The sequence below is a fragment of the Dokdonella sp. GW821-FHT11D02 genome, assembly GCF_058808595.1.
In genome coordinates, this window is sequence record NZ_CM179520.1 from 2,406,111 (window position 1) to 2,424,500 (window position 18,390).

Consider the following 18,390-nt stretch of genomic DNA (forward strand, 5'->3'; position numbering starts at 1 on the left):
CGAGTGCGGATGCCTCGAGGCCGGATTAGAATGCGACGGATTCGTCAGGTTTTCTATTCGCATTGCGGACGCCCTATGAACGAACCACGGAATCCGCGAATTTCCTCGCGAAAACAGCCCAAACAGGCGCGCTCGACCGAACTCGTCACCGCCGTGCTGGAAGCGGCGGCTCAGGTTTTGGCGAAGGAGGGCGCGCAGCGTTTCACCACCGCGCGGGTGGCGGAGAAGGCCGGTGTCAGCATCGGCTCGCTGTATCAGTACTTTCCGAACAAGGCGGCGATCCTGTTCCGTCTGCAGAGCGACGAATGGCGGCAGACCAGCGATCTCTTGCGCGACATCCTCGAAGACGCCGGCCGGCCGCCGCTCGTGCGCGTGCGCACCCTCGTGCACGCGTTCCTGCGTTCGGAATGCGAGGAGGCCGCGATGCGCGTCGCGCTCAACGATGCCGCGCCGCTCTACCGCGACGCACCCGAGGCGAAAGCGGCGAAAGCCTCGGCCAGCCGCGCGGTCCGAGTCTTCATGCGGCAGGCGCTGCCGGATGCGACGGAATCCGTGCGCGCGCTGGCCGGCGACCTGATCACGACCACGCTCGGCGCGGTCGGCAAGCAGTTCTCGGAAACGCCGAGGACCGAGGCGGAGATCGACGCTTATGGCGAAGCGATGGCCGACATGTTCTGCGCGTATCTGAAAGGTCTCGCGCGCAAGCGTTCGCGTAGTGCCTGATCGACGCGCAGGACGGGCATCGGCGATGCGCGCCGCAGACCTGAAGGCTGGCACTCGGTTGCGGAAATTGACCTATACTCGCAGCCGTTTCGTGCTGTTCTTGCTGTACATCCGAGGCCATCGGACACGACTCCGTCCGATGCGTGGAGGAGCCGAGCGGAAACGGAAGCCCGCGCAGGCTCGATCGAGGAGAACGTCATGTCCGCGTTGACTCGACGTCAATTCTTGAAAGTCACCGGCACCGCCCTGGTGGGTTCGAGCTTGACGCTGATGGGTTTCTCACCCGGCGAAGCGTTGGCGGAGGTGCGGCAGTTCAAGCTCGCCCGCGCCACCGAAACGCGCAACACCTGCCCCTACTGTTCGGTCGCTTGCGGCGTCCTGATGTACGGCCTCGGCGACGGTGCCAAGAACGCGCAGGCCTCGATCTTTCACCTCGAAGGCGATCCCGACCATCCGGTCAATCGCGGCACGCTGTGCCCCAAGGGCGCCGCCCTGGTCGACTTCATCCACAGCGACAGCCGCCTGCAATACCCCGAATACCGCGCGCCGGGCTCGGACCGCTGGCAGCGTATCTCTTGGGACGACGCGTTCGAGCGCATCGCCAAGTTGATGAAGGCGGACCGCGACGCGAATTTCAGCGCGAAGAATGCCGACGGCCTCACCGTCAACCGCTGGCTGAGCACCGGCATGCTCGCCGCCTCCGCTTCGAGCAACGAAGTCGGTTATCTCACGCACAAGGTGGCACGTTCCCTCGGCTTACTGGCGTTCGACAACCAAGCACGTGTCTGACACGGCCCGACGGTGGCAGGTCTTGCCCCGACGTTCGGCCGTGGAGCGATGACGAATCACTGGGTCGACATCAAGAATGCCGATCTGATTCTGATCATGGGTGGCAACGCCGCCGAAGCGCATCCGTGCGGCTTCAAGTGGGTCACCGAAGCGAAAGCGCACAACAAGGCGCGGCTGATCGTGGTCGATCCGCGCTTCACGCGCTCGGCCTCGGTCGCCGACGTGTATGCGCCGATCCGCACCGGCACCGACATCGTCTTCCTCGGAGGACTGATCAACCATCTGTTGACGCAAGACAAGATCCAGCGCGAGTACGTCGTCAACTACACCGACCTGTCCTTCATCGTGAAGGACGAATACGCGTTCACCGACGGTATTTATTCCGGCTACAACGCGGACAAGCGCAGCTACGACAAGTCGAGCTGGGACTACGTGCGCGGCGAAGACGGCTACGTCAAGACCGATCCGAGCTTGAGCGATCCGCGCTGCGTCTACAGCCTGCTCAAGCAGCACTACGCGCGCTATACGCCGGAGATGGTCGAGCGTGTCTGCGGCACGCCGAAGGACAAGGTGCTGCAGATCTGGGACATGATCGCCTCGACCGCGACGCCCGATCGCGCCATGACGATCATGTACGCGCTCGGTTGGACCCAACATTCGATCGGCTCGCAGATGATCCGCACCGGCGCGATGGTGCAGCTGCTGCTCGGCAACATCGGCATTTCCGGCGGCGGCATGAACGCGCTGCGCGGGCATTCCAACATCCAAGGCCTGACCGATCTCGGCCTGATGTCCAACCTGCTGACCGGCTACATGACCCTGCCCAACGAGGGCGAGCAGGACTTCGAGGCCTACATCGGCGCGCGTGCGCTCAAGCCGCTGCGGCCAAACCAGCTCAGCTACTGGCAGAACTATCGCAAGTTCTTCGTCAGCTTCATGAAGTCGTGGTGGGGCGACGCCGCCAACGCCGACAACCGCTGGGCCTACGACTACTTGCCCAAGCTCGACAAGCCCTACGACATGCTGCAGGCCTACGAGCTGATGAACCAGGGCAAGATGAACGGCTACATCTGCCAAGGCTTCAATCCGCTCGCCGCCGCGCCGAACAAGGCCAAGCTCAGCGCGAGTTTTTCCAAGCTCAAGTATCTGGTCATCATGGATCCTCTCGCGACCGAGACCAGCGAGTTCTGGAAGAACTACGGCGCGCTCAACGACGTCGATCCGACGACGATCCAGACCGAAGTGTTCCGCTTGCCGACGACTTGTTTCGCCGAGGAGAACGGTTCGCTGACCAATTCCTCGCGCTGGCTGCAATGGCATTGGAAGGGCGCCGAGCCGCCGGGCGAGGCGCGCAGCGATCTGGAAATCATGGCCGGCTTGTTCCTGCGCCTGCGCGAGATGTATCGCAAGGACGGCGGCGCGTTCCCCGAGCCGATCCTCAACCTGACCTGGAAGTACGCGCAGCCCGACAGTCCGGCGCCGGAAGAACTGGCGCGCGAATATTCGGGCAGCGCGCTGAAGGATCTGGCCGATCCGAAGGACGCGAGCAAGATCCTGCGCAAGGCCGGCGAGCAGCTGGCCGGCTTCGCCGAACTGCGCGACGACGGCAGCACCGCCAGCGGCTGCTGGATTTTCTGCGGCGCCTGGGGACCGACCGGCAACCTGATGGCGCGGCGCGACAACTCCGATCCGACCGGCATCGGCCAGACCATCAACTGGGCCTGGGCGTGGCCGGCGAATCGGCGCGTGCTGTACAACCGCGCCTCCTGCGATCCGCACGGCAAGCCGTGGAATCCGGCGCGCAAGCTGATCGCCTGGAACGGCAGCGCCTGGAGCGGCGCGGACATCCCCGACTTCAAGGCCGACGAAAATCCCGACGGCGGCATGGGGCCCTTCATCATGAACCCCGAAGGCGTGGCGCGTTTCTTCGCCCGCGCCGGCATGGCCGAAGGACCGTTCCCCGAGCACTACGAGCCGTTCGAGACGCCGCTGGCGAACAATCCGCTCAATCCGAACCAGCCGCAGGCGCTGAACAATCCGGCCGCGCGCGTGTTCGCCGACGACCGCGCCGCGTTCGGCAAGGCCGCGCAGTTCCCGCACGTGGCGACCACCTATCGCCTGACCGAGCACTTCCACTACTGGACCAAGCACGTGCGCCTGAACGCGATCGTGCAGCCGGAACAGTTCGTCGAGATCGGCGCGGCCCTGGCCGACGAACTCGGCATCGACAACGGCAGTCGCGTGCGCGTCAGCTCGAACCGCGGCCACATCGAAGCGGTCGCGATGGTGACCAAGCGGATCAAACCGCTGACGATCGAGGGCAAGCGCGTGCACACCGTCGGCGTGCCGATCCATTGGGGTTTCCTGGGCGTGGCCAAGCCGGGCTACATCGCCAACACGCTCACCCCGTTCGTCGGCGACGGCAACACACAGACGCCCGAGTTCAAGTCGTTCCTGGTCAAGGTCGAGAAGCTCTAGGAGGCAGCGAAATGGCACTGCAATCGCTCGACATCGTGCGGCGCTCGGCCACCACCCTGCCCGAGCCGCAAGCGCGCGGCGCACACACCGGCCAGGTCGCCAAGCTGATCGACGTGACCAAGTGCATCGGCTGCAAGGCCTGCCAGGTCGCCTGCATGGAATGGAACGACCTGCGCGACGAGGTAGGCACCTGCACCGGCCATTACGACAACCCGCACGATCTCAGCGGGCAGTCGTGGACCCTGATGCGCTTCGCCGAATACGAAAACCCCAAGGGCGATCTGGAGTGGCTGATCCGCAAGGACGGCTGCATGCACTGCGCCGATCCGGGTTGCCTAAAAGCCTGTCCTTCGCCGGGCGCGATCGTGCAGTACGCCAACGGCATCGTCGATTTTCACGAAGAGAACTGCATCGGCTGCGGCTACTGCATCACCGGCTGCCCGTTCAACATCCCGCGCATCTCCAAGCAGGACCACAAGGCGTACAAGTGCACCTTGTGCTCCGATCGCGTCGCGGTCGGCCTGGAGCCGGCCTGCGTGAAGACCTGCCCGACCGGCGCGATCGTGTTCGGCACCAAGGACGCGATGAAGCAGCACGCGGCCGAGCGCATCGAGGATCTGAAATCGCGCGGCTTCGAGCAAGCCGGGCTGTACGACCCGGCCGGCGTCGGCGGCACCCACGTCATGTACGTGCTGCATCACGCCGACCAGCCGCAGCTCTACAGCGGCCTGCCCGAGCAGCCGAAGATCAGCGCGATGGTCGGCTTGTGGAAGGGTATCGCCAAGCCGCTCGGCCTGCTCGCGATCCTCGCCACCGCCGCGGCCGGTTTCCTGCACTACATCGGCATCGGTCCGAACGAAACCGACGAGTCCGACGAGGAAGCCGCGCGCCGTGAACTGGAGAAGAAGTCATGAGCGAAGCGCGCAAACCCGAGTCGATCGTCCGCTATCGGGCGGCCACGCGCATCAACCACTGGATCGTCGCGATCAGCTTCGTGCTGCTGGCCTTGTCCGGCCTGGCCTTGTTCCATCCGGCGCTGTTCTGGCTCAGCGAACTGTTCGGTGGCGGTCCGTGGACGCGCATCCTGCATCCGTTCATCGGCCTGGTCATGGTCGCTGCGTTCGCCTTGCTCGCGCTCAAGCTCTGGCGCGACAACGTGATGCAGCCGCGCGACTGGCAGTGGTTGCGCCAGATCAAGGACGTGGTCGAGAACCGCGAGGAACACCTGCCCGAGGTCGGCAAGTACAACGCCGGGCAAAAGCTTCTGTTCTATACGATCGTGTTGTGCCTGATCGGGCTGCTCTTCTCCGGCATCGTGATCTGGCGCGCCTACTTCGCGTTTTATTTTTCGATCGAGGTGATCCGCTTCGCCTCGCTGCTGCACGCGTTCTGCGCGCTGGTGCTGATCTGCGCGATCGTGGTGCATATCTACGCGGCGATCTGGGTCAAGGGCTCGGTCCGCGCGATGACGCGCGGCACGGTCAGCCGCGGCTGGGCCTGGAAGCATCATCGCGCTTGGCTGCGCGAAGTCGTCGGCGGCGCGAACGAGCGCAAGTAGTCGCTCCGCATCCGCGAGGCTGGACGCCCGCCGCGGCAGCGGCGAGGATAGAGGCTGGTGCATCGACGGCCAGCCCATGAGCCAGCGCATACTCGAGCCCGGCCAGATCGAAACGCTCGCGCAGCGCTCGATCCCGCGCATCCGTTTGCCGCAGCGTGAAAACCTGTTCGCGCAACGGGCGGCGCGTCTGCGTACGCTGGCCGCGCACAGCAAGATCGCCGATTACTTGCGTCTTTGCGCGGCGCTGGCCGATGCGCAACACGCCGCGCTGATCGACTATCCGGCCACGGACCTCGCGCCGGAACGGCTCGCCGCGGCGCACGAACACCGCATGCCGCCGCTGGCGGCGACGGATTGGCCCGAGCTTATGTCGTGGCGCGATGCGCTCGTCGCGATCTGCGCATCGATCGCGGCGCAACCCGGCTTTCCGCCGCAAGTCGCGCAGCTCGCGCGCCGCGTCGCGGCGCTGCCGGCCGAGCCGCTGCGCGAGCAGGCTGCGGTCCTGCTCGGCGCGCGCGACGGCGCCGTCGATGCGGCGGCCGCGCCGTTTCTGATGGCGGCGCTGCAAGTGCACGGCGTGGCGCAGTCGAGCCGCTTCCGCGCCGAGGCGGTGCAGCCGCTCGACGTGGCCGGCGTCTGTCCGCTCTGCGGCAGCCTACCGATCGCCAGCATCGTGCGCGCGCAAGCGCCGTATCAGGGGTATCGCTATCTGCATTGCTCGCTGTGCGCCTGCGAGTGGCACAAGGTGCGCGTGCAATGCAGCCAGTGCGACTCTTCCGGCAAGGACATCGCGTACTACTCGCTGAGCGCGGCGACCAGCACGGACGAATCCGTCGGCACCGCGGCGGTGCGCGCGGAAACCTGCGAGGCCTGCCACGGCTATCGCAAGATCCTCTACCAGGAACACGATCCGGCGGTCGAGCCGATCGCCGACGACCTCGCCAGCCTCGCGCTCGATCTCTTGCTGGCCGACGCCGGCTACGCCCGCGCGAGCGGCAATCCGCTGTTGTGGCAAGCCGCCGAGGCGTGAGCGGCATGGCGACGCAAGCCGAAGCGGCCGGCGTGCGCGACTTGCCGTCGCTCGACCGCCTGGCGGGCAGTGCGGAATTCGCAGTCTTGCTGCAGAGCCACGGCCGCACGCGCGTAGTCGCCGGCTTGCGCGCCGAACTCGATCGTCTGCGTGCGCAGGCGATTGCCGGCACGCTGGCGCGCGACGCCGTGCAAGCCGACATGATCGCGAATTCGGTGCGTGCCCGGCTGGACGCGGCAGATCGGCCGCATCTGCGCCGCGTGTTCAACCTGACCGGCACGGTCTTGCACACCAACCTCGGCCGCGCGCTGCTGCCGGACACGGCGATCGAAGCGGCAGCGTGCGCAATGGCCGCACCGGTCAACCTCGAATTCGATTTGGACAGCGGCGGCCGCGGCGATCGCGAGGCCGCGGTCGAGCGGGCGATCTGCGAACTGACCGGCGCGGAGGCGGCCACCGTCGTCAACAACAATGCCGCGGCGGTGCTGCTCTTGTTGAACACGTTGGCGAACCGGCGCGAAGCGATCGTCTCGCGCGGCGAGCTGGTCGAGATCGGCGGCGCGTTTCGCATCCCCGACGTGATGCGCAGCGCCGGCGCCAAGCTGGTCGAGGTCGGCACCACCAATCGCACGCACGCGAGCGACTACAGCGACGCGATCGGCACGCGCAGCGCGCTGCTGTTCAAGGTGCATGCGAGCAACTACGCGATCAGCGGCTTCACCGCCAGCGTCGGCGTCGCCGAGCTGGCCGCGCTCGCGCACGCGCGCGGGCTCGCGCTGGCGGTCGACCTCGGCAGCGGCAGCCTGCTCGATCTTTCGCGTTGGGGGCTTCCGAAAGAACCCACCGTCGGCGAAACGCTGGCGGCCGGTGCGGACCTGGTCGGTTTCAGCGGCGACAAGCTGCTCGGCGGTCCGCAGGCCGGCATCGTCGCCGGCCGTGCGGAGCTGATCGCACGCTTGAAGCGCAATCCGCTCAAACGTGCGCTGCGGCTGGACAAGGCGACGCTGGCTGCGCTCGAAGCGGTGTTGTTGCTGTATCGCGCGCCCGAGCGCCTGCCCGAACATCTTCCGACGCTGCGTCTTTTGAGCCGACCGGAAGCGGCGATCGAACAACAAGCGCAGCGCTTGCTGCCGCCGGTGCAAGAGGCGTTGCAGGACCGCTACGAGGTCGCGACGGCGCCGATGCAAAGCCAGATCGGCAGCGGTGCCTTGCCGGTCGATCGCTTGCCGAGCTGGGGCTATTGCGTGCGCGCTCGCAAGGACAAGCGCGCCAGCCTGCAACAACTCGAGATCGCTTTGCGCGGTCTGCCGCGTCCCTTGCTCGGCCGTCTCGCCGACAAAGCCTTGTGGCTGGACCTGCGTTGTCTGGAAGAACGCGACGAGGAGGAATTCGTCGCGCAGTGGCGTCTTTTGTGATCGTCGGCACGGCCGGGCATATCGATCACGGCAAGACCAGCCTGGTGCGCGCCCTGACCGGCGTCGACACCGATCGGCTCGACGAAGAAAAGGCGCGCGGCATCTCGATCGAACTCGGCTATGCCTACGTCGCCGTCGAGCACGCCGCCGTGCACGGCGACCCGGTGCTCGGCTTCGTCGACGTGCCCGGCCACGAGCGCCTCGTGCACACGATGGTCGCCGGCGCCGGTGGCATCGACTTCGCCTTGCTGGTGGTCGCGGCAGACGACGGCGTGATGCCGCAGACGCGCGAGCACGTGGCGATCCTGGATCTGCTCGGCGTCACGCGCGGCGCGGTCGCGTTGAGCAAGGTCGATCGCGTCGAGGCGGCGCGTGTGCGCGAGGTCGAAGCGCAGATCGAGAGCCTGCTCGCCGCAACCGGCTTGCGCGGCGCGCCGGTGTTTCCGCTCGATGCGACCGCGCCGGCCGATGCCGGCGTCGCCGCCTTGCGCAGCTATCTGCACGGCGTGGCGGCGGACACCACGCGGCGCAGCGAGGCAGGACTGTTCCGCCTCGCCGTCGATCGCGTCTTCAGCCTCGCCGGTCACGGCACCGTGGTCACCGGCACCGTGCATGCCGGCCGCGTGCGGCTCGGCGACAGCTTGAGCGTGATGCCGAAAGGACTGACCGTGCGCGTGCGCGGCATCCACGCGCAGAACCGGAAAGAATCGAGCGGCAGAGCCGGGCAGCGTTGCGCACTCAATCTGGCCGGCGTGGATCGTGATGCGCTCGCACGCGGCGACTGGCTGGCCGATGCGCGTCTGCTGCGGCCGAGCCGGCGCATCGACGTGCGCTTGAATCTGCTCGACGGAGCCAAGACGGTCTTGCGCACCTGGGCGCCGCTGCACGTGCATGTCGGTACGGCGCGGCAAGTCGCGCATGTGATCTTGCTCGACGGCGAGCATCTGTCCGCTGGCGAATCGGGGCGCGTGCAGCTGGTCTTCGCCGAGCCGATGTGCGCGGTCGCAGGCGACCGCTTGATCGTGCGCGACGCGCAGGCGCTGCACACCGTCGGCGGCGGCGTCGTGCTCGACGCCTGTGCGCCGGAACGCAAGCGCAAGCGCCCGGCGCATCTGGCCTGGCTCTCCGCGATCGAGCGATGGCTGGCGGGCGACGGCCTGCTGCCTGTGCTCGAGCAGGCGCCGCACGGGATCGCGCTGGAGGATCTGGTGCGTCTGTGCGCATGCGCGCCGGAAGACATCGCGCTGCCGCAGCAAGCGCGGCGCGTCGATACGGTGAGCGGCACGCGCATCGTTCTCGTCACGCATTGGCAAGCCTTGCGCGAGCGTGCGCTGGCCGCGTTGCGCGATTTCCACGAGCAACATCCCGACCAGGCCGGCATCGACAGCGCGCATCTGCGCCGTCGGGTCGAGCCGTCTTTGAGCGATGCGATCTGGCGTCGTCTGCTCGAGGAGCTGACAGCGGAGCAGGCCGTGCGACGCAACGGTCCGTGGCTGCATCTGCCTGGGTATCGCATCGATCTCAGTGAGAATGAGCAGGTGTTGCTGCAACGCCTGCATCCGCTGCTGGTCGCCGGCCGCTTCGATCCGCCCTGGGTGCGCGATCTCGCCCGGCAAACCGGCGCTGCCGAAGAACAAGTCAGAACGGTCTTGCGCAAGAGTGCGGCGCAAGGCGCGCTGTACCAGATCGTGCACGATCTGTTCTACGCCGGCGAATGCGTGCAGAGGCTGGCCGAGATCCTGCGCGAACTCGCCGTGCAGCACGGCAAACTCGACGCGGCGCAGTATCGCGACGCGCTCGGCCTCGGCCGCAAGCGCACCATCCAAATCTTGGAGTTCTTCGATCGCGTTGGCTACACTCGCCGCGTGCGCGACGCGCGCATCGTGCGCGCGGACAGCGGCTGGTTCGAGCGGAAGTGAACGATCGTCTCGTCCCGCAATTCGGAAGGCAGGCGCATCCGGTGATGCGGCCGGGCTTCAAACCCGGTAGGGGGCGTCGATCGCTCCCTGGTAGGTTCGACTCCTGCTACCTTCCGCCATGTGTTGGTGCGATCAGGTATATGTGCGATCGTCCTTGATCGCCGCTTCGTGGCCGGTCGAGTTGGTGTTTTGGTCGGTTGCTTCGGCGGGTCTAGAGCGGCCATCCATGGCCGCACTTTTCAACTAACAGCTGGTTTCGTTGGAGAGGTTTCGGAATCTTGCCGAAGCATTGCTTTCACCTCTCCCGCTTGTGGGAGAGGTCGCCGCGTAGCGGCGGGTGAGGGAATCTCGCACTGACCTTCCACGATCATCGGAAGAAATCGCTCGAACCAGGCCATGAATTCCATCGACACTGCACCGCCGCGCTTGACCTCGCTCTCCCACGGCGGCGGCTGCGGTTGCAAGATCGCTCCGGGTGTACTCAGCGAACTCTTGCGCGACCTGCCGGCAGCCGGACCGTTCACCGATCTTCTGGTTGGTCGCGACACCGCCGATGACGCCGCGGTATATCGCCTCAACGACGAACAGGCGATCGTCGCCACCACCGACTTCTTCATGCCGATCGTCGACGATCCGTTCGACTTCGGCCGCATCGCTGCGACCAACGCGATCTCCGACATCTACGCGATGGGCGCGCGTCCGCTATTCGCGCTGGCCATCGTCGGCATGCCGGTCGAGCGCCTGCCGCGCGAAACCATCCGCGACATCCTGCGCGGCGGCGAAGCGGTGTGCGCGCAAGCCGGCATTCCGGTCGCGGGCGGCCACAGCATCGACTCGGTCGAGCCGATCTACGGACTGGCCGCGATCGGTCTGGTCCATCCGCAACGCGTCCGCACCAATGCCGCGGCGCGCGCCGGCGACGTGCTGGTGCTCGGCAAGCCGCTCGGTGTCGGTATCTATTCCGCCGCATACAAGAAGGGTCTGCTCGACCAAGACGGTTATCGCGCGCTGATCGACACGACCACGCGCTTGAACGTCGCCGGCGTCGAACTCGCCGCGCTCGACGGCGTTCACGCCATGACCGACGTGACCGGCTTCGGCCTGCTCGGCCATCTGCTCGAAATCTGTCGCGCCAGCGGACTCGCGGCGCAAGTCGAGATGGAAGCCGTTCCGTTGCTGCCTGCCGCCAAGGCATTCGCTGAAGAGGGCGTCGCTACCGGCGCGTCTTCGCGCAACTGGCAGGCCTACGGCGATCGAATCGAACTCGCCTCGTCGCTGCACCCCGTGCATCGAACGCTCTTGACCGATCCGCAGACCAGCGGCGGATTGCTCGTGACCTGTGCGCCCGCGGCAGTCAATCAGGTATCCGCAGCCTTCGTTCGCGGCGGCTTCGCGCCAGCACGGATCGGAATGCTGCAGAGCGGTGAAGCGCGCATCCGCGTGGCCTGACGACCAGGCGCTCGCGACGGATCACGACGTCGCTCTCAGGTGATCGAACGGCAGTAAGGTGGTTCCGAGTCCAGTCGGGTAGTACCGGCCGAGTGCCGCTGCTTTTATGTACCGCCGGCTTACGCCGCGGACCGCGACTCACTCCCGCGCGGGCGTTCGAAGTCGGCCTGATCGTGCCGGCGCCTGCGTCCGCCGCTTGGACACGGATAGGAAGAAAGTCTCTCCTCGTGCATTTTTTTCCCATTCTTGCCCACGGCCTACACGCGCCGGTGGCCGCGGAGCGCGTTGGCACGAGTCGTGAACGCTCAACGCCACTTCACTCGCAAAGGAGTTCACCATGTCCTTGATCATTCTCGTCGTGCTCATCCTGCTCCTGCTCGGCGCGCTGCCGTCATGGCCCTACAGCCGCGGCTGGGGTTACTACCCGAGCGGCATCTTCGGCACGATCCTGATCATCGTGGTGATCCTGGCACTGCTCGGGCGCATCTGAGCGGGGCGGCGACGTCAGGCCGGCTTCAGGCTGGCGATCGCATCGTTGTGAGTGCGGCCGCTGCGCCGCGCGACGAAATCGGAGGCGGGTATGGCGCGTGCGATCTGGAGCGGAACGCTTTCTTTCGGCCTGTTGCAGATACCGGTCAAGCTGCTGTCGGGCGAGCGCCGCACGGATCTGCATTTCCGCATGCTCGACAGTCGCGACAACTCGCCCATTCGCTACGAACGCGTCAACAGCGAAACCGGCGAAGAAGTGCCGTGGAAGGACGTGGTCAAGGCGTTCGAGTACCGCAAGAGCAACTACGTCGTGATCGAGCGCGAGGACCTGCGCGCGGCCGCGCCGCAGAGTCACGAATCGGTCGACGTCGAAGCCTTCGTCGACGCCGGCTCGATCACGCCGCGCCAGTACGAAAAACCCTACGTGCTGGTGCCCGGCAGCAAGGCGCAGAAAGGCTATGTGCTGCTGCGCGAAACCTTGAAGCAGGCGAACAAGATCGGCATCGCACGCGTGGTCGTGCGTACGCGCGAGTATCTCGCCGCGGTGATCCCGGAAGGCGACGCCTTGGTGCTGATGCTGTTGCGCTATGCGCAGGAGATGGTCGATCTCGACGACTACGAGCTGCCGCACGGCCGCGTCGCCGACTTCCGCGTCACGCGCAAGGAACTCGAGATGGCGCGCCAGCTGGTCGATTCGATGGCCGGCAAGTGGGATCCGGCCGACTATCGCGACGAATTCCGCGAGCGCCTGCACGAGGTCATCCAAAAACGCATCAAGAGCGGCAAGGCGGTGCAGCCGCCGCACGAGGAAGAGGCGGCGGAGGAGGCGACCAATGTGGTCGACTTCATGAAGCTGCTCAAGAAGAGTCTCGAATCGAAACAGCCGCGCGCGGCGCGCGCAGTCAAGAAAACGGCGGCCAAATCGACCAAGGCGAAGAAGTCCGCGCCGCGGCGCCGCCGCCGTTCGGCTTGATACCGGCGTCCTAACCTGCACCGTACGTCTGCGCGTGCGAGGATGAGGCATCGACGCAGAGGAGGTCGGCATGAGCGCAACTCGTAAGCCGACCGCGCGGTCAGCGCGCGGCGGCGCGGACGAAGTGACGATCACGCATCCGGAGCGGCGCGTGTATCCCGGCACGTCCTACAGCAAAGGAGACGTCGCCGACTACTACCGCGCCGTCGCCGGGCGCTTGCTGCCGGAGATCGCACGGCGGCCGCTGTCGCTGCTGCGCTGTCCCGGCGGCGCCGGCGATTCGTGTTTCTTCCAGAAGCACGACTCCGGCAAGCTCGGCGCGCACGTGCATTCGGTGCGTTTGCGCGAGAAAGACGGCGGCAGCGATCAATACGTCTACATCGAGGACGAGATCGGCCTGCTCGAACTGGTGCAGATGAACACGCTCGAATTCCATCCCTGGGGCGCGCGCATCGATGCGCTCGATCGGCCGGACCGGCTGGTGTTCGACCTCGATCCCGATCCCGGCATCGAGTGGTCGGCCCTGGTCGCGGCCGCGCGCGAGGTGCGGCGCCGCTTGCGCACGGCGGGCTTGCAGAGCTTCGTGCGCCTGTCGGGCGGCAAGGGCATGCACGTGGTCGCGCCGATCACGCCGGGGCCGAGTTGGGACGAGGTCAAAGCGTTCTGCGAGGCGGTGGCGCGCGCGATGGCCGCGCGCAGTCCGCAGGCTTACGTGGCGAGCGCGAGCAAGGAAAAGCGGCACGGCCGCATCTTCATCGATTGGCTGCGCAATACGCGCGGCGCCACCAGCGTCGCCAGCTGGTCATTGCGTGCACGCGCCGGCGCGCCGGTGGTGGTGCCGTTGCGCTGGGAGCAGCTCGCTGCCGCGGGCGGAGCGGCTGCCTACGATCTCGCCGCGGCGAAGCGGCGCGCGGCCGCTCTGCGCGCACCGCCATGGCCGGACTTCGAAACTCTGGAGCAGGCTTTGCCGGCATCGGATCGCATCGGCGAGTGATAGCAGGTCGATCGAGTCGTGCTGCGGGAAAAAATTTCGTGCCGCGGAAAACATTGCCCGGCCGCGTTCTCCATTCCGCATCGATCGCTGCGCCGAGCGCACCATGCCGCGCGAATTCCCGCTCACGCACGGACGCATGGCGCAGGTCTTGCACGAATCACGATGTCAGCGAATTCGCCTGCCGCCGTTGCAAAGCAATGCCCTGCGGTGGCGACCGCGCCATCGGTGGAGGACGCCATGATCGTCGATCAATCCGAGCAGAGCTGCGCGCACGAGGGCTGCTCGTGCCAAGTGCCGGCGGGGCAGACCTATTGCAGTCCGCATTGTGCTAACGCCACCGGCAGCCCGCTGAAGAGCGGCGAGAGTCGCTGCGGCTGCGGCCATCCGCAGTGCGGCGATGGCGCCGGCGAATCTCGCAGCTGAGCCTCGCCGCTGACTGCGCGTGGCACGGGGAGGCCAACGCGCACTGAAGAGCAGGTCGGCTCGTCGGCGGATTCGGCAGACGACAGCTTCCGTGCGCCGGCTTCGCCGTTACACTCGCCGCTAGTGTCCTTCGGAGATGATCAATGACAACGGGATCGGGCGGGCGCGAGCAGGATTCGGCGCGATTCCGCAGCGGCGTGCCCGGGCTCGACGCGATCTTGGGCGGCGGGTTCCTGCAGGGAGCGGTCTACATCGTGCAAGGCGTACCCGGCACCGGCAAGACCATCCTGGCGCACCAGGTGTGTTTCGAGCACATCCGCCAGAACGGCCGCGTGCTGTACGTGACGGTGTTGTCCGAGAACCACGCGCGGATGATGCGCAACATGCGCTCGCTGTCGTTCTACGACACCGCGGCGGTGCCGTCCTCGCTGTACTACGTCAGCGCCTACCAGACGCTCGATCAGGAAGGGCTCAAGGGCCTGACCATGCTTATCCGGCGCGAGATCGAGCGTCTGGGCACCAATCTCTTGATCTTCGACGGGTTGACGGCGGCTGAGCAGATGACCGCTTCCAACACCCATCTCAAGCAGTTCGTGCACGACCTGCAGTCGATCTCCACGGTGATGGATTGCTCGATGCTGCTGTTGACCAGCGCGGAAGATGCGGTCGTGCTGCCCGAGCAAACGATGGTGGAGGGCGTGATCGAACTGACGCGTCGCGTGCCGGCGGCGCAATCGCTGCGCCACATCGAGGTGAAGAAGTTTCGCGGATCGGACTATCTCGACGGCCGCCACGCGATACAGATCACCGGTGACGGCGTGGTCGCCTACCCGCGGGTCGAGGCGGTCTACGGCGAATCGCACGACGATGAGCCGTTCGCGAGCGGGCGTCTTTCCAGCGGCATCGCCGCGCTCGATCGCTTGATCGGCGGCGGCTGGCCGGCGGCCACGACGACCTTGATGCTCGGGCCTTCCGGCTGCGGCAAGACCACACTCGGTTTGCAGTTCCTCGGGTGCAGTTCGGCGGCCGAGCCGGGCTTGTATTTCGGCTTCTACGAAACGCCGCGCCGCTTGTTGCACAAGGCCGACGCGCTCGGCCTCGACTTCAGCCGTCTGCAGAACGACGGACACTTGGCGATCAGCTGGGAAGCGCCGACGGAGCGCATTCTCGATCGCCTCGGCAACCGCCTGATCGACCTGGTGCGCGAACGCGGCGTGCGCCGCTTGTTCGTCGACGGCATCGACGGTTTTCGTCTGAGCGCACCGGAACCCGCGCGTCTGAGCCGCTTCGTCACCGCGCTGACCAACGAGCTGCGCGCGCTCGGCTGCACTTCGCTGTTCGCGATGGAGCAGGCGGAATTGTTCGCCGCGAAAACGCAGGCTTCGATCGACGGCATCTCGATGCTGGCGGAAAACATGCTTCTACTGCGTTACGTCGAAATCGATGCGTCGCTGCGCCGCCTGCTGGCGATCCTGAAGGTGCGCGACAGCGCGTTCGACGCCAATCTGCAGGAATTTTCCATCACACCGGCGGGCATCGAAGTGGCCGCCACCTTCGGCCGCGTCGAAGGCCTGCTCGAGGGACAAGCGCGCCGCAACGTCATCTCGGTAGCGCCTGCCCCGGCCGGTCCTCTCGACGAGGGCGAGGGCAGACGGAGCTGACGTGCACAAGGTTCTGCTAGTCGACGACGAGCACGGTATCCAGGTCATCCTCGAGACCTTGCTCTCGGACGCCGGGTACCGGACCGTGGTGGCCGGCAACGGCAAGCAGGCGCTCGAACTGTTCCGCACCGAGCAACCCGACCTGGTGCTGATGGATTGGATGATGCCGGTGATGGACGGGCCGACGGCGGCGCGAATGATGCACGCGCTGCGGCCGGAGGTGCCGATGATCATGATGAGCGGAGCGCGCGTGGAATTGTTGCGCGAGCTGTACGACGGCTTTGCCGCCTTCATCGACAAACCCTTCCGCGCCAGCACCGTGCTCGAGGCGATTCGGCGCGTGCTGTGCGAGTGATGGCTCGGCCGATCCACAGAGCACTACACACGGCTTCTTCGCACCGCGCTCCTCGCGACGGCCGCCAGCCTATCTCCAACGCTTGGTCCGAAGATATCGCTTGAGTTCGCCGCAAGTCCGCGGCCGGCCGTCGCTGACGCGGCCGTCGCGGCAAGGGTCGTAGTCGCTGCGATGCGGCGGGTGACGATCCCAGCGGCGCGAGTGCGCGTCGCGCTCGTCTAGCCATTCCAACAGCTCACCGCAGCTGCGCGCGCGGCCGTCGCTGAAGCGTCCGTCCGTGCAGGGATCGACGCGTTCGGGGTATCGCTGCGCGGAGTACTCCTCGTCGGCCGGGTCGACGCGTTGCGCTTGCGCCGCCGATGCGCCGAGTACGAACAGCAGGATTGCAGCAAGAATGCGTACGTTCTTCATGAGCTACTCCGGTTGAATGGGAATGGCGCCGACGTGGGGAGGGACATCGCGTCGCTCGCCGTCGTCGCGTGCCGATGCCGGCCTGCGCCCGAGGATCTGACGCAGGCCCGCTGCGGAAAACGGTTGCGCGATCTGCGCCCACAGCGTTTTCGGGATCGTGCCGCTGATGCCGATGTCGATCGGAGAGGGGCCGGGCGGGTTGTAGTAGGTGCCGAAGACCTGGTCCCACAGCACCACGTTTTCGCAGTAGTTGGTATTGCTTTCGCTGAGCCGGCGCGAGTGGTGCCAGCGATGCAGGCGCGGCGTGCTGAAGACGTAGTCGAGCCAGCCGGTGCGGACGGCGATGTTGCAATGGGTCAGCAATCCGGTGAATGCGGTGACCGCGCCGATCCAGAGAAAGACCTCAAGCGGAGCCCCGAGCAGATACAGCGGAATCTGGCTCACACTGGCCTTGAGCGCCGAATCGACGATGTGGAAGCGTCCGGTATTGATCACCCACAGCCGCACGACGCTGTGGTGCAGCGCGTGAAAGCGCCAGAACGTCAGCCGCTCGTGCGCCACGCGATGCGCCAGGTACAGACCCAGCTCGGCGATCGACAAACCCAACACGACTTGCGCGAACAACGGCCACTGCGCCGGCCACAGCCCGATGTCGGGCGCGAGCGAGGGCTGCGCGAACATCGCCAGCAGCAACGGGAACGAGGCGGCGAGTGCCGCGACGACCTGAACCAGTCCCTTCGACATCAAGGTATGTGCGATGTCGTTGAATGCCTCGCCGTCGGGGTCGAACCAAGTCCGTTCGTACGGCATCAGGCGCTCGAACAGTCCGATCGTGGCCGCCACTGAGAGGTACGCTACGTTGAACCAAAAGATCGGCCGCTCGCTGTGAAAGGCGAAATAGGCGCCGCACAGACCGCCGGCGTAGAGCAGCGGCCACAACGCGAACGCAGCCGCGCTACGCAATCCGTTCGTCGGCAAGGTGGCGGATCTGGGCACGCAGCGGTCTCCGTGGGTGGCTTCGGGACCGCCTTGATAACCGCTGAAGTTTGCGTGGAGCTGGCGTAACGGCCGGGAATCGACGCCAGACTTCTGCAATGTTGTGGCGCGCTAATGGGCCCACTCGACAGTGGAAACCTTCGCGTGCTCCTTTCCGACAGCATCCGTTTCTTCGGCGCCTGGCTCGCCGCGCCGCTGCGTGTGGCCTCGGTCACTCCGTCCGGCACGGGACTTTCGAACCTCATCACGAGCGAGATCTCGGCGGCGACCGGCCCGGTGCTCGAACTCGGCCCCGGCACCGGCGTCTTCACGCGGGCGCTGCTGGCGCGCGGCGTCGCCGAGCACGACCTCAGCCTGGTCGAGGTCGGCGAGGAGTTCGTGCCGATGCTGCGCCGCCGCTTTCCGGCTGCGCGCGTCCTGCGCATGGACGCGCGCCGGCTCGCTCACAGCGATCTCCTGCGAGGCGCATACTTCGGCGCGGTGGTCAGCGGCCTGCCGCTGCTCTCGATGAAACCGGACATCGTCATCGACATCGTCGGCGGCAGCTTCGCCCAGCTCGGGCCGGCCGGCGCTTTCTATCAATTCACCTACGGGCCGCGATGTCCGATCCGCCGTTCGATTCTCGACCGGCTCAACCTGCGCGCGCACCGGATCGGCCACACCTACCGCAATATCCCTCCGGCCAGCGTCTACCGTATCGTGCGCAATTCCGACGCCTGAGGGTTGC

At 66.3% G+C, this 18,390-nt stretch carries 16 protein-coding genes and 1 tRNA gene; 15 read left to right on the forward strand and 2 right to left on the reverse strand.

Features of this window, described 5'->3' with window-relative positions; all coding sequences use genetic code 11:
- Window positions 1–9 precede the first annotated feature (9 nt).
- From AC3QL3_RS10075 to AC3QL3_RS10140, 14 genes are all read left to right on the forward strand, one after another.
- Complete coding sequence (locus tag AC3QL3_RS10075) at window positions 10–723, forward strand: TetR/AcrR family transcriptional regulator (protein ID WP_492898567.1); 714 nt, start codon at window positions 10–12, stop codon at window positions 721–723.
- A 198-nt stretch (window positions 724–921) separates the two neighbouring features.
- Window positions 922–3,990: a formate dehydrogenase-N subunit alpha gene (gene fdnG / locus AC3QL3_RS10080; protein ID WP_492898569.1), complete on the forward strand. Its 3,069-nt coding sequence runs from the start codon at window positions 922–924 to the stop codon at window positions 3,988–3,990.
- An 11-nt stretch (window positions 3,991–4,001) separates the two neighbouring features.
- On the forward strand, window positions 4,002–4,904 hold the full coding sequence (gene fdxH / locus AC3QL3_RS10085; protein WP_492898571.1) for a formate dehydrogenase subunit beta: 903 nt from the start codon (window positions 4,002–4,004) through the stop codon (window positions 4,902–4,904).
- Complete coding sequence (locus AC3QL3_RS10090; protein ID WP_492898573.1) at window positions 4,901–5,548, forward strand: formate dehydrogenase subunit gamma; 648 nt, start codon at window positions 4,901–4,903, stop codon at window positions 5,546–5,548. Before fdxH ends, AC3QL3_RS10090 begins: the two co-directional genes overlap by 4 nt.
- A gap of 76 nt (window positions 5,549–5,624) precedes the next feature.
- A complete protein-coding gene (gene fdhE, locus AC3QL3_RS10095) occupies window positions 5,625–6,578 on the forward strand; it encodes a formate dehydrogenase accessory protein FdhE (protein ID WP_492898575.1) in 954 nt (317 codons plus the stop codon).
- A 5-nt stretch (window positions 6,579–6,583) separates the two neighbouring features.
- The gene (gene selA, locus AC3QL3_RS10100) at window positions 6,584–7,993 is read left to right on the forward strand and encodes an L-seryl-tRNA(Sec) selenium transferase (RefSeq protein ID WP_492898577.1); all 1,410 of its coding nucleotides are present in this window, start codon (window positions 6,584–6,586) and stop codon (window positions 7,991–7,993) included.
- Entirely contained in the window at window positions 7,978–9,912 is a 1,935-nt protein-coding gene (gene selB, locus AC3QL3_RS10105; RefSeq protein WP_492898579.1) for a selenocysteine-specific translation elongation factor, read from the forward strand. Before selA ends, selB begins: the two co-directional genes overlap by 16 nt.
- Window positions 9,913–9,935: 23 nt before the next feature.
- Window positions 9,936–10,031 (forward strand) — tRNA-Sec (locus tag AC3QL3_RS10110).
- Between the two features lie 277 nt (window positions 10,032–10,308).
- Window positions 10,309–11,361 carry a selenide, water dikinase SelD gene (gene selD / locus AC3QL3_RS10115; RefSeq protein ID WP_492898581.1) on the forward strand — a complete coding sequence of 351 codons (1,053 nt, stop codon included), beginning with the start codon at window positions 10,309–10,311 and terminating at the stop codon, window positions 11,359–11,361.
- A 337-nt stretch (window positions 11,362–11,698) separates the two neighbouring features.
- Window positions 11,699–11,851, forward strand: coding sequence for a DUF3309 domain-containing protein (locus AC3QL3_RS10120; protein WP_492898583.1), 153 nt, complete (start codon window positions 11,699–11,701; stop codon window positions 11,849–11,851).
- Window positions 11,852–11,941: 90 nt separating this feature from the next.
- Window positions 11,942–12,823, forward strand: coding sequence for a non-homologous end joining protein Ku (gene ku, locus AC3QL3_RS10125; protein ID WP_492898585.1), 882 nt, complete (start codon window positions 11,942–11,944; stop codon window positions 12,821–12,823).
- 70 nt (window positions 12,824–12,893) lie between these two features.
- Window positions 12,894–13,817, forward strand: a complete 924-nt coding sequence (ligD, locus tag AC3QL3_RS10130; RefSeq protein WP_492898587.1) for a non-homologous end-joining DNA ligase — start codon at window positions 12,894–12,896, stop codon at window positions 13,815–13,817.
- A 566-nt stretch (window positions 13,818–14,383) separates the two neighbouring features.
- A complete protein-coding gene (locus AC3QL3_RS10135; protein ID WP_492898589.1) occupies window positions 14,384–15,901 on the forward strand; it encodes an ATPase domain-containing protein in 1,518 nt (505 codons plus the stop codon).
- Window position 15,902: 1 nt separating this feature from the next.
- The gene (locus AC3QL3_RS10140) at window positions 15,903–16,256 is read left to right on the forward strand and encodes a response regulator (RefSeq protein WP_492898591.1); all 354 of its coding nucleotides are present in this window, start codon (window positions 15,903–15,905) and stop codon (window positions 16,254–16,256) included.
- Window positions 16,257–16,325: 69 nt separating this feature from the next.
- Here AC3QL3_RS10140 and AC3QL3_RS10145 read toward each other — a convergent pair whose 3' ends face one another.
- Both AC3QL3_RS10145 and olsE read right to left on the reverse strand, forming a co-directional pair.
- Window positions 16,326–16,667: a hypothetical protein gene (locus AC3QL3_RS10145; protein ID WP_492898593.1), complete on the reverse strand. Its 342-nt coding sequence runs from the start codon at window positions 16,665–16,667 to the stop codon at window positions 16,326–16,328.
- Window positions 16,668–16,670: 3 nt separating this feature from the next.
- Window positions 16,671–17,663, reverse strand: a complete 993-nt coding sequence (olsE, locus tag AC3QL3_RS10150) for an ornithine lipid hydroxylase OlsE (protein ID WP_492898595.1) — start codon at window positions 17,661–17,663, stop codon at window positions 16,671–16,673.
- A 144-nt stretch (window positions 17,664–17,807) separates the two neighbouring features.
- Between olsE and AC3QL3_RS10155 the strand changes: the two genes are divergently transcribed.
- Window positions 17,808–18,383 (forward strand): class I SAM-dependent methyltransferase, encoded by a 576-nt coding sequence (locus tag AC3QL3_RS10155; protein ID WP_492898597.1) that lies wholly within the window; start codon window positions 17,808–17,810, stop codon window positions 18,381–18,383.
- The last annotated feature ends 7 nt before the right edge of the window (window positions 18,384–18,390 follow it).

What these genes read in the sequence shown, in the direction of transcription:
- AC3QL3_RS10075 (WP_492898567.1), top strand. Translation starts at nt 10, where the DNA reads ATGCCTCGAGGCCGGATTAGAATGCGACGGATTCGTCAGGTTTTCTAT.
- fdxH (WP_492898571.1), top strand. Translation starts at nt 4,002, where the DNA reads ATGGCACTGCAATCGCTCGACATCGTGCGGCGCTCGGCCACCACCCTG.
- AC3QL3_RS10090 (WP_492898573.1), top strand. Translation starts at nt 4,901, where the DNA reads ATGAGCGAAGCGCGCAAACCCGAGTCGATCGTCCGCTATCGGGCGGCC.
- fdhE (WP_492898575.1), top strand. Translation starts at nt 5,625, where the DNA reads ATGAGCCAGCGCATACTCGAGCCCGGCCAGATCGAAACGCTCGCGCAG.
- selA (WP_492898577.1), top strand. Translation starts at nt 6,584, where the DNA reads ATGGCGACGCAAGCCGAAGCGGCCGGCGTGCGCGACTTGCCGTCGCTC.
- selD (WP_492898581.1), top strand. Translation starts at nt 10,309, where the DNA reads ATGAATTCCATCGACACTGCACCGCCGCGCTTGACCTCGCTCTCCCAC.
- AC3QL3_RS10120 (WP_492898583.1), top strand. Translation starts at nt 11,699, where the DNA reads ATGTCCTTGATCATTCTCGTCGTGCTCATCCTGCTCCTGCTCGGCGCG.
- ku (WP_492898585.1), top strand. Translation starts at nt 11,942, where the DNA reads ATGGCGCGTGCGATCTGGAGCGGAACGCTTTCTTTCGGCCTGTTGCAG.
- ligD (WP_492898587.1), top strand. Translation starts at nt 12,894, where the DNA reads ATGAGCGCAACTCGTAAGCCGACCGCGCGGTCAGCGCGCGGCGGCGCG.
- AC3QL3_RS10135 (WP_492898589.1), top strand. Translation starts at nt 14,384, where the DNA reads ATGACAACGGGATCGGGCGGGCGCGAGCAGGATTCGGCGCGATTCCGC.
- AC3QL3_RS10145 (WP_492898593.1), bottom strand. Translation starts at nt 16,667, where the DNA reads ATGAAGAACGTACGCATTCTTGCTGCAATCCTGCTGTTCGTACTCGGC.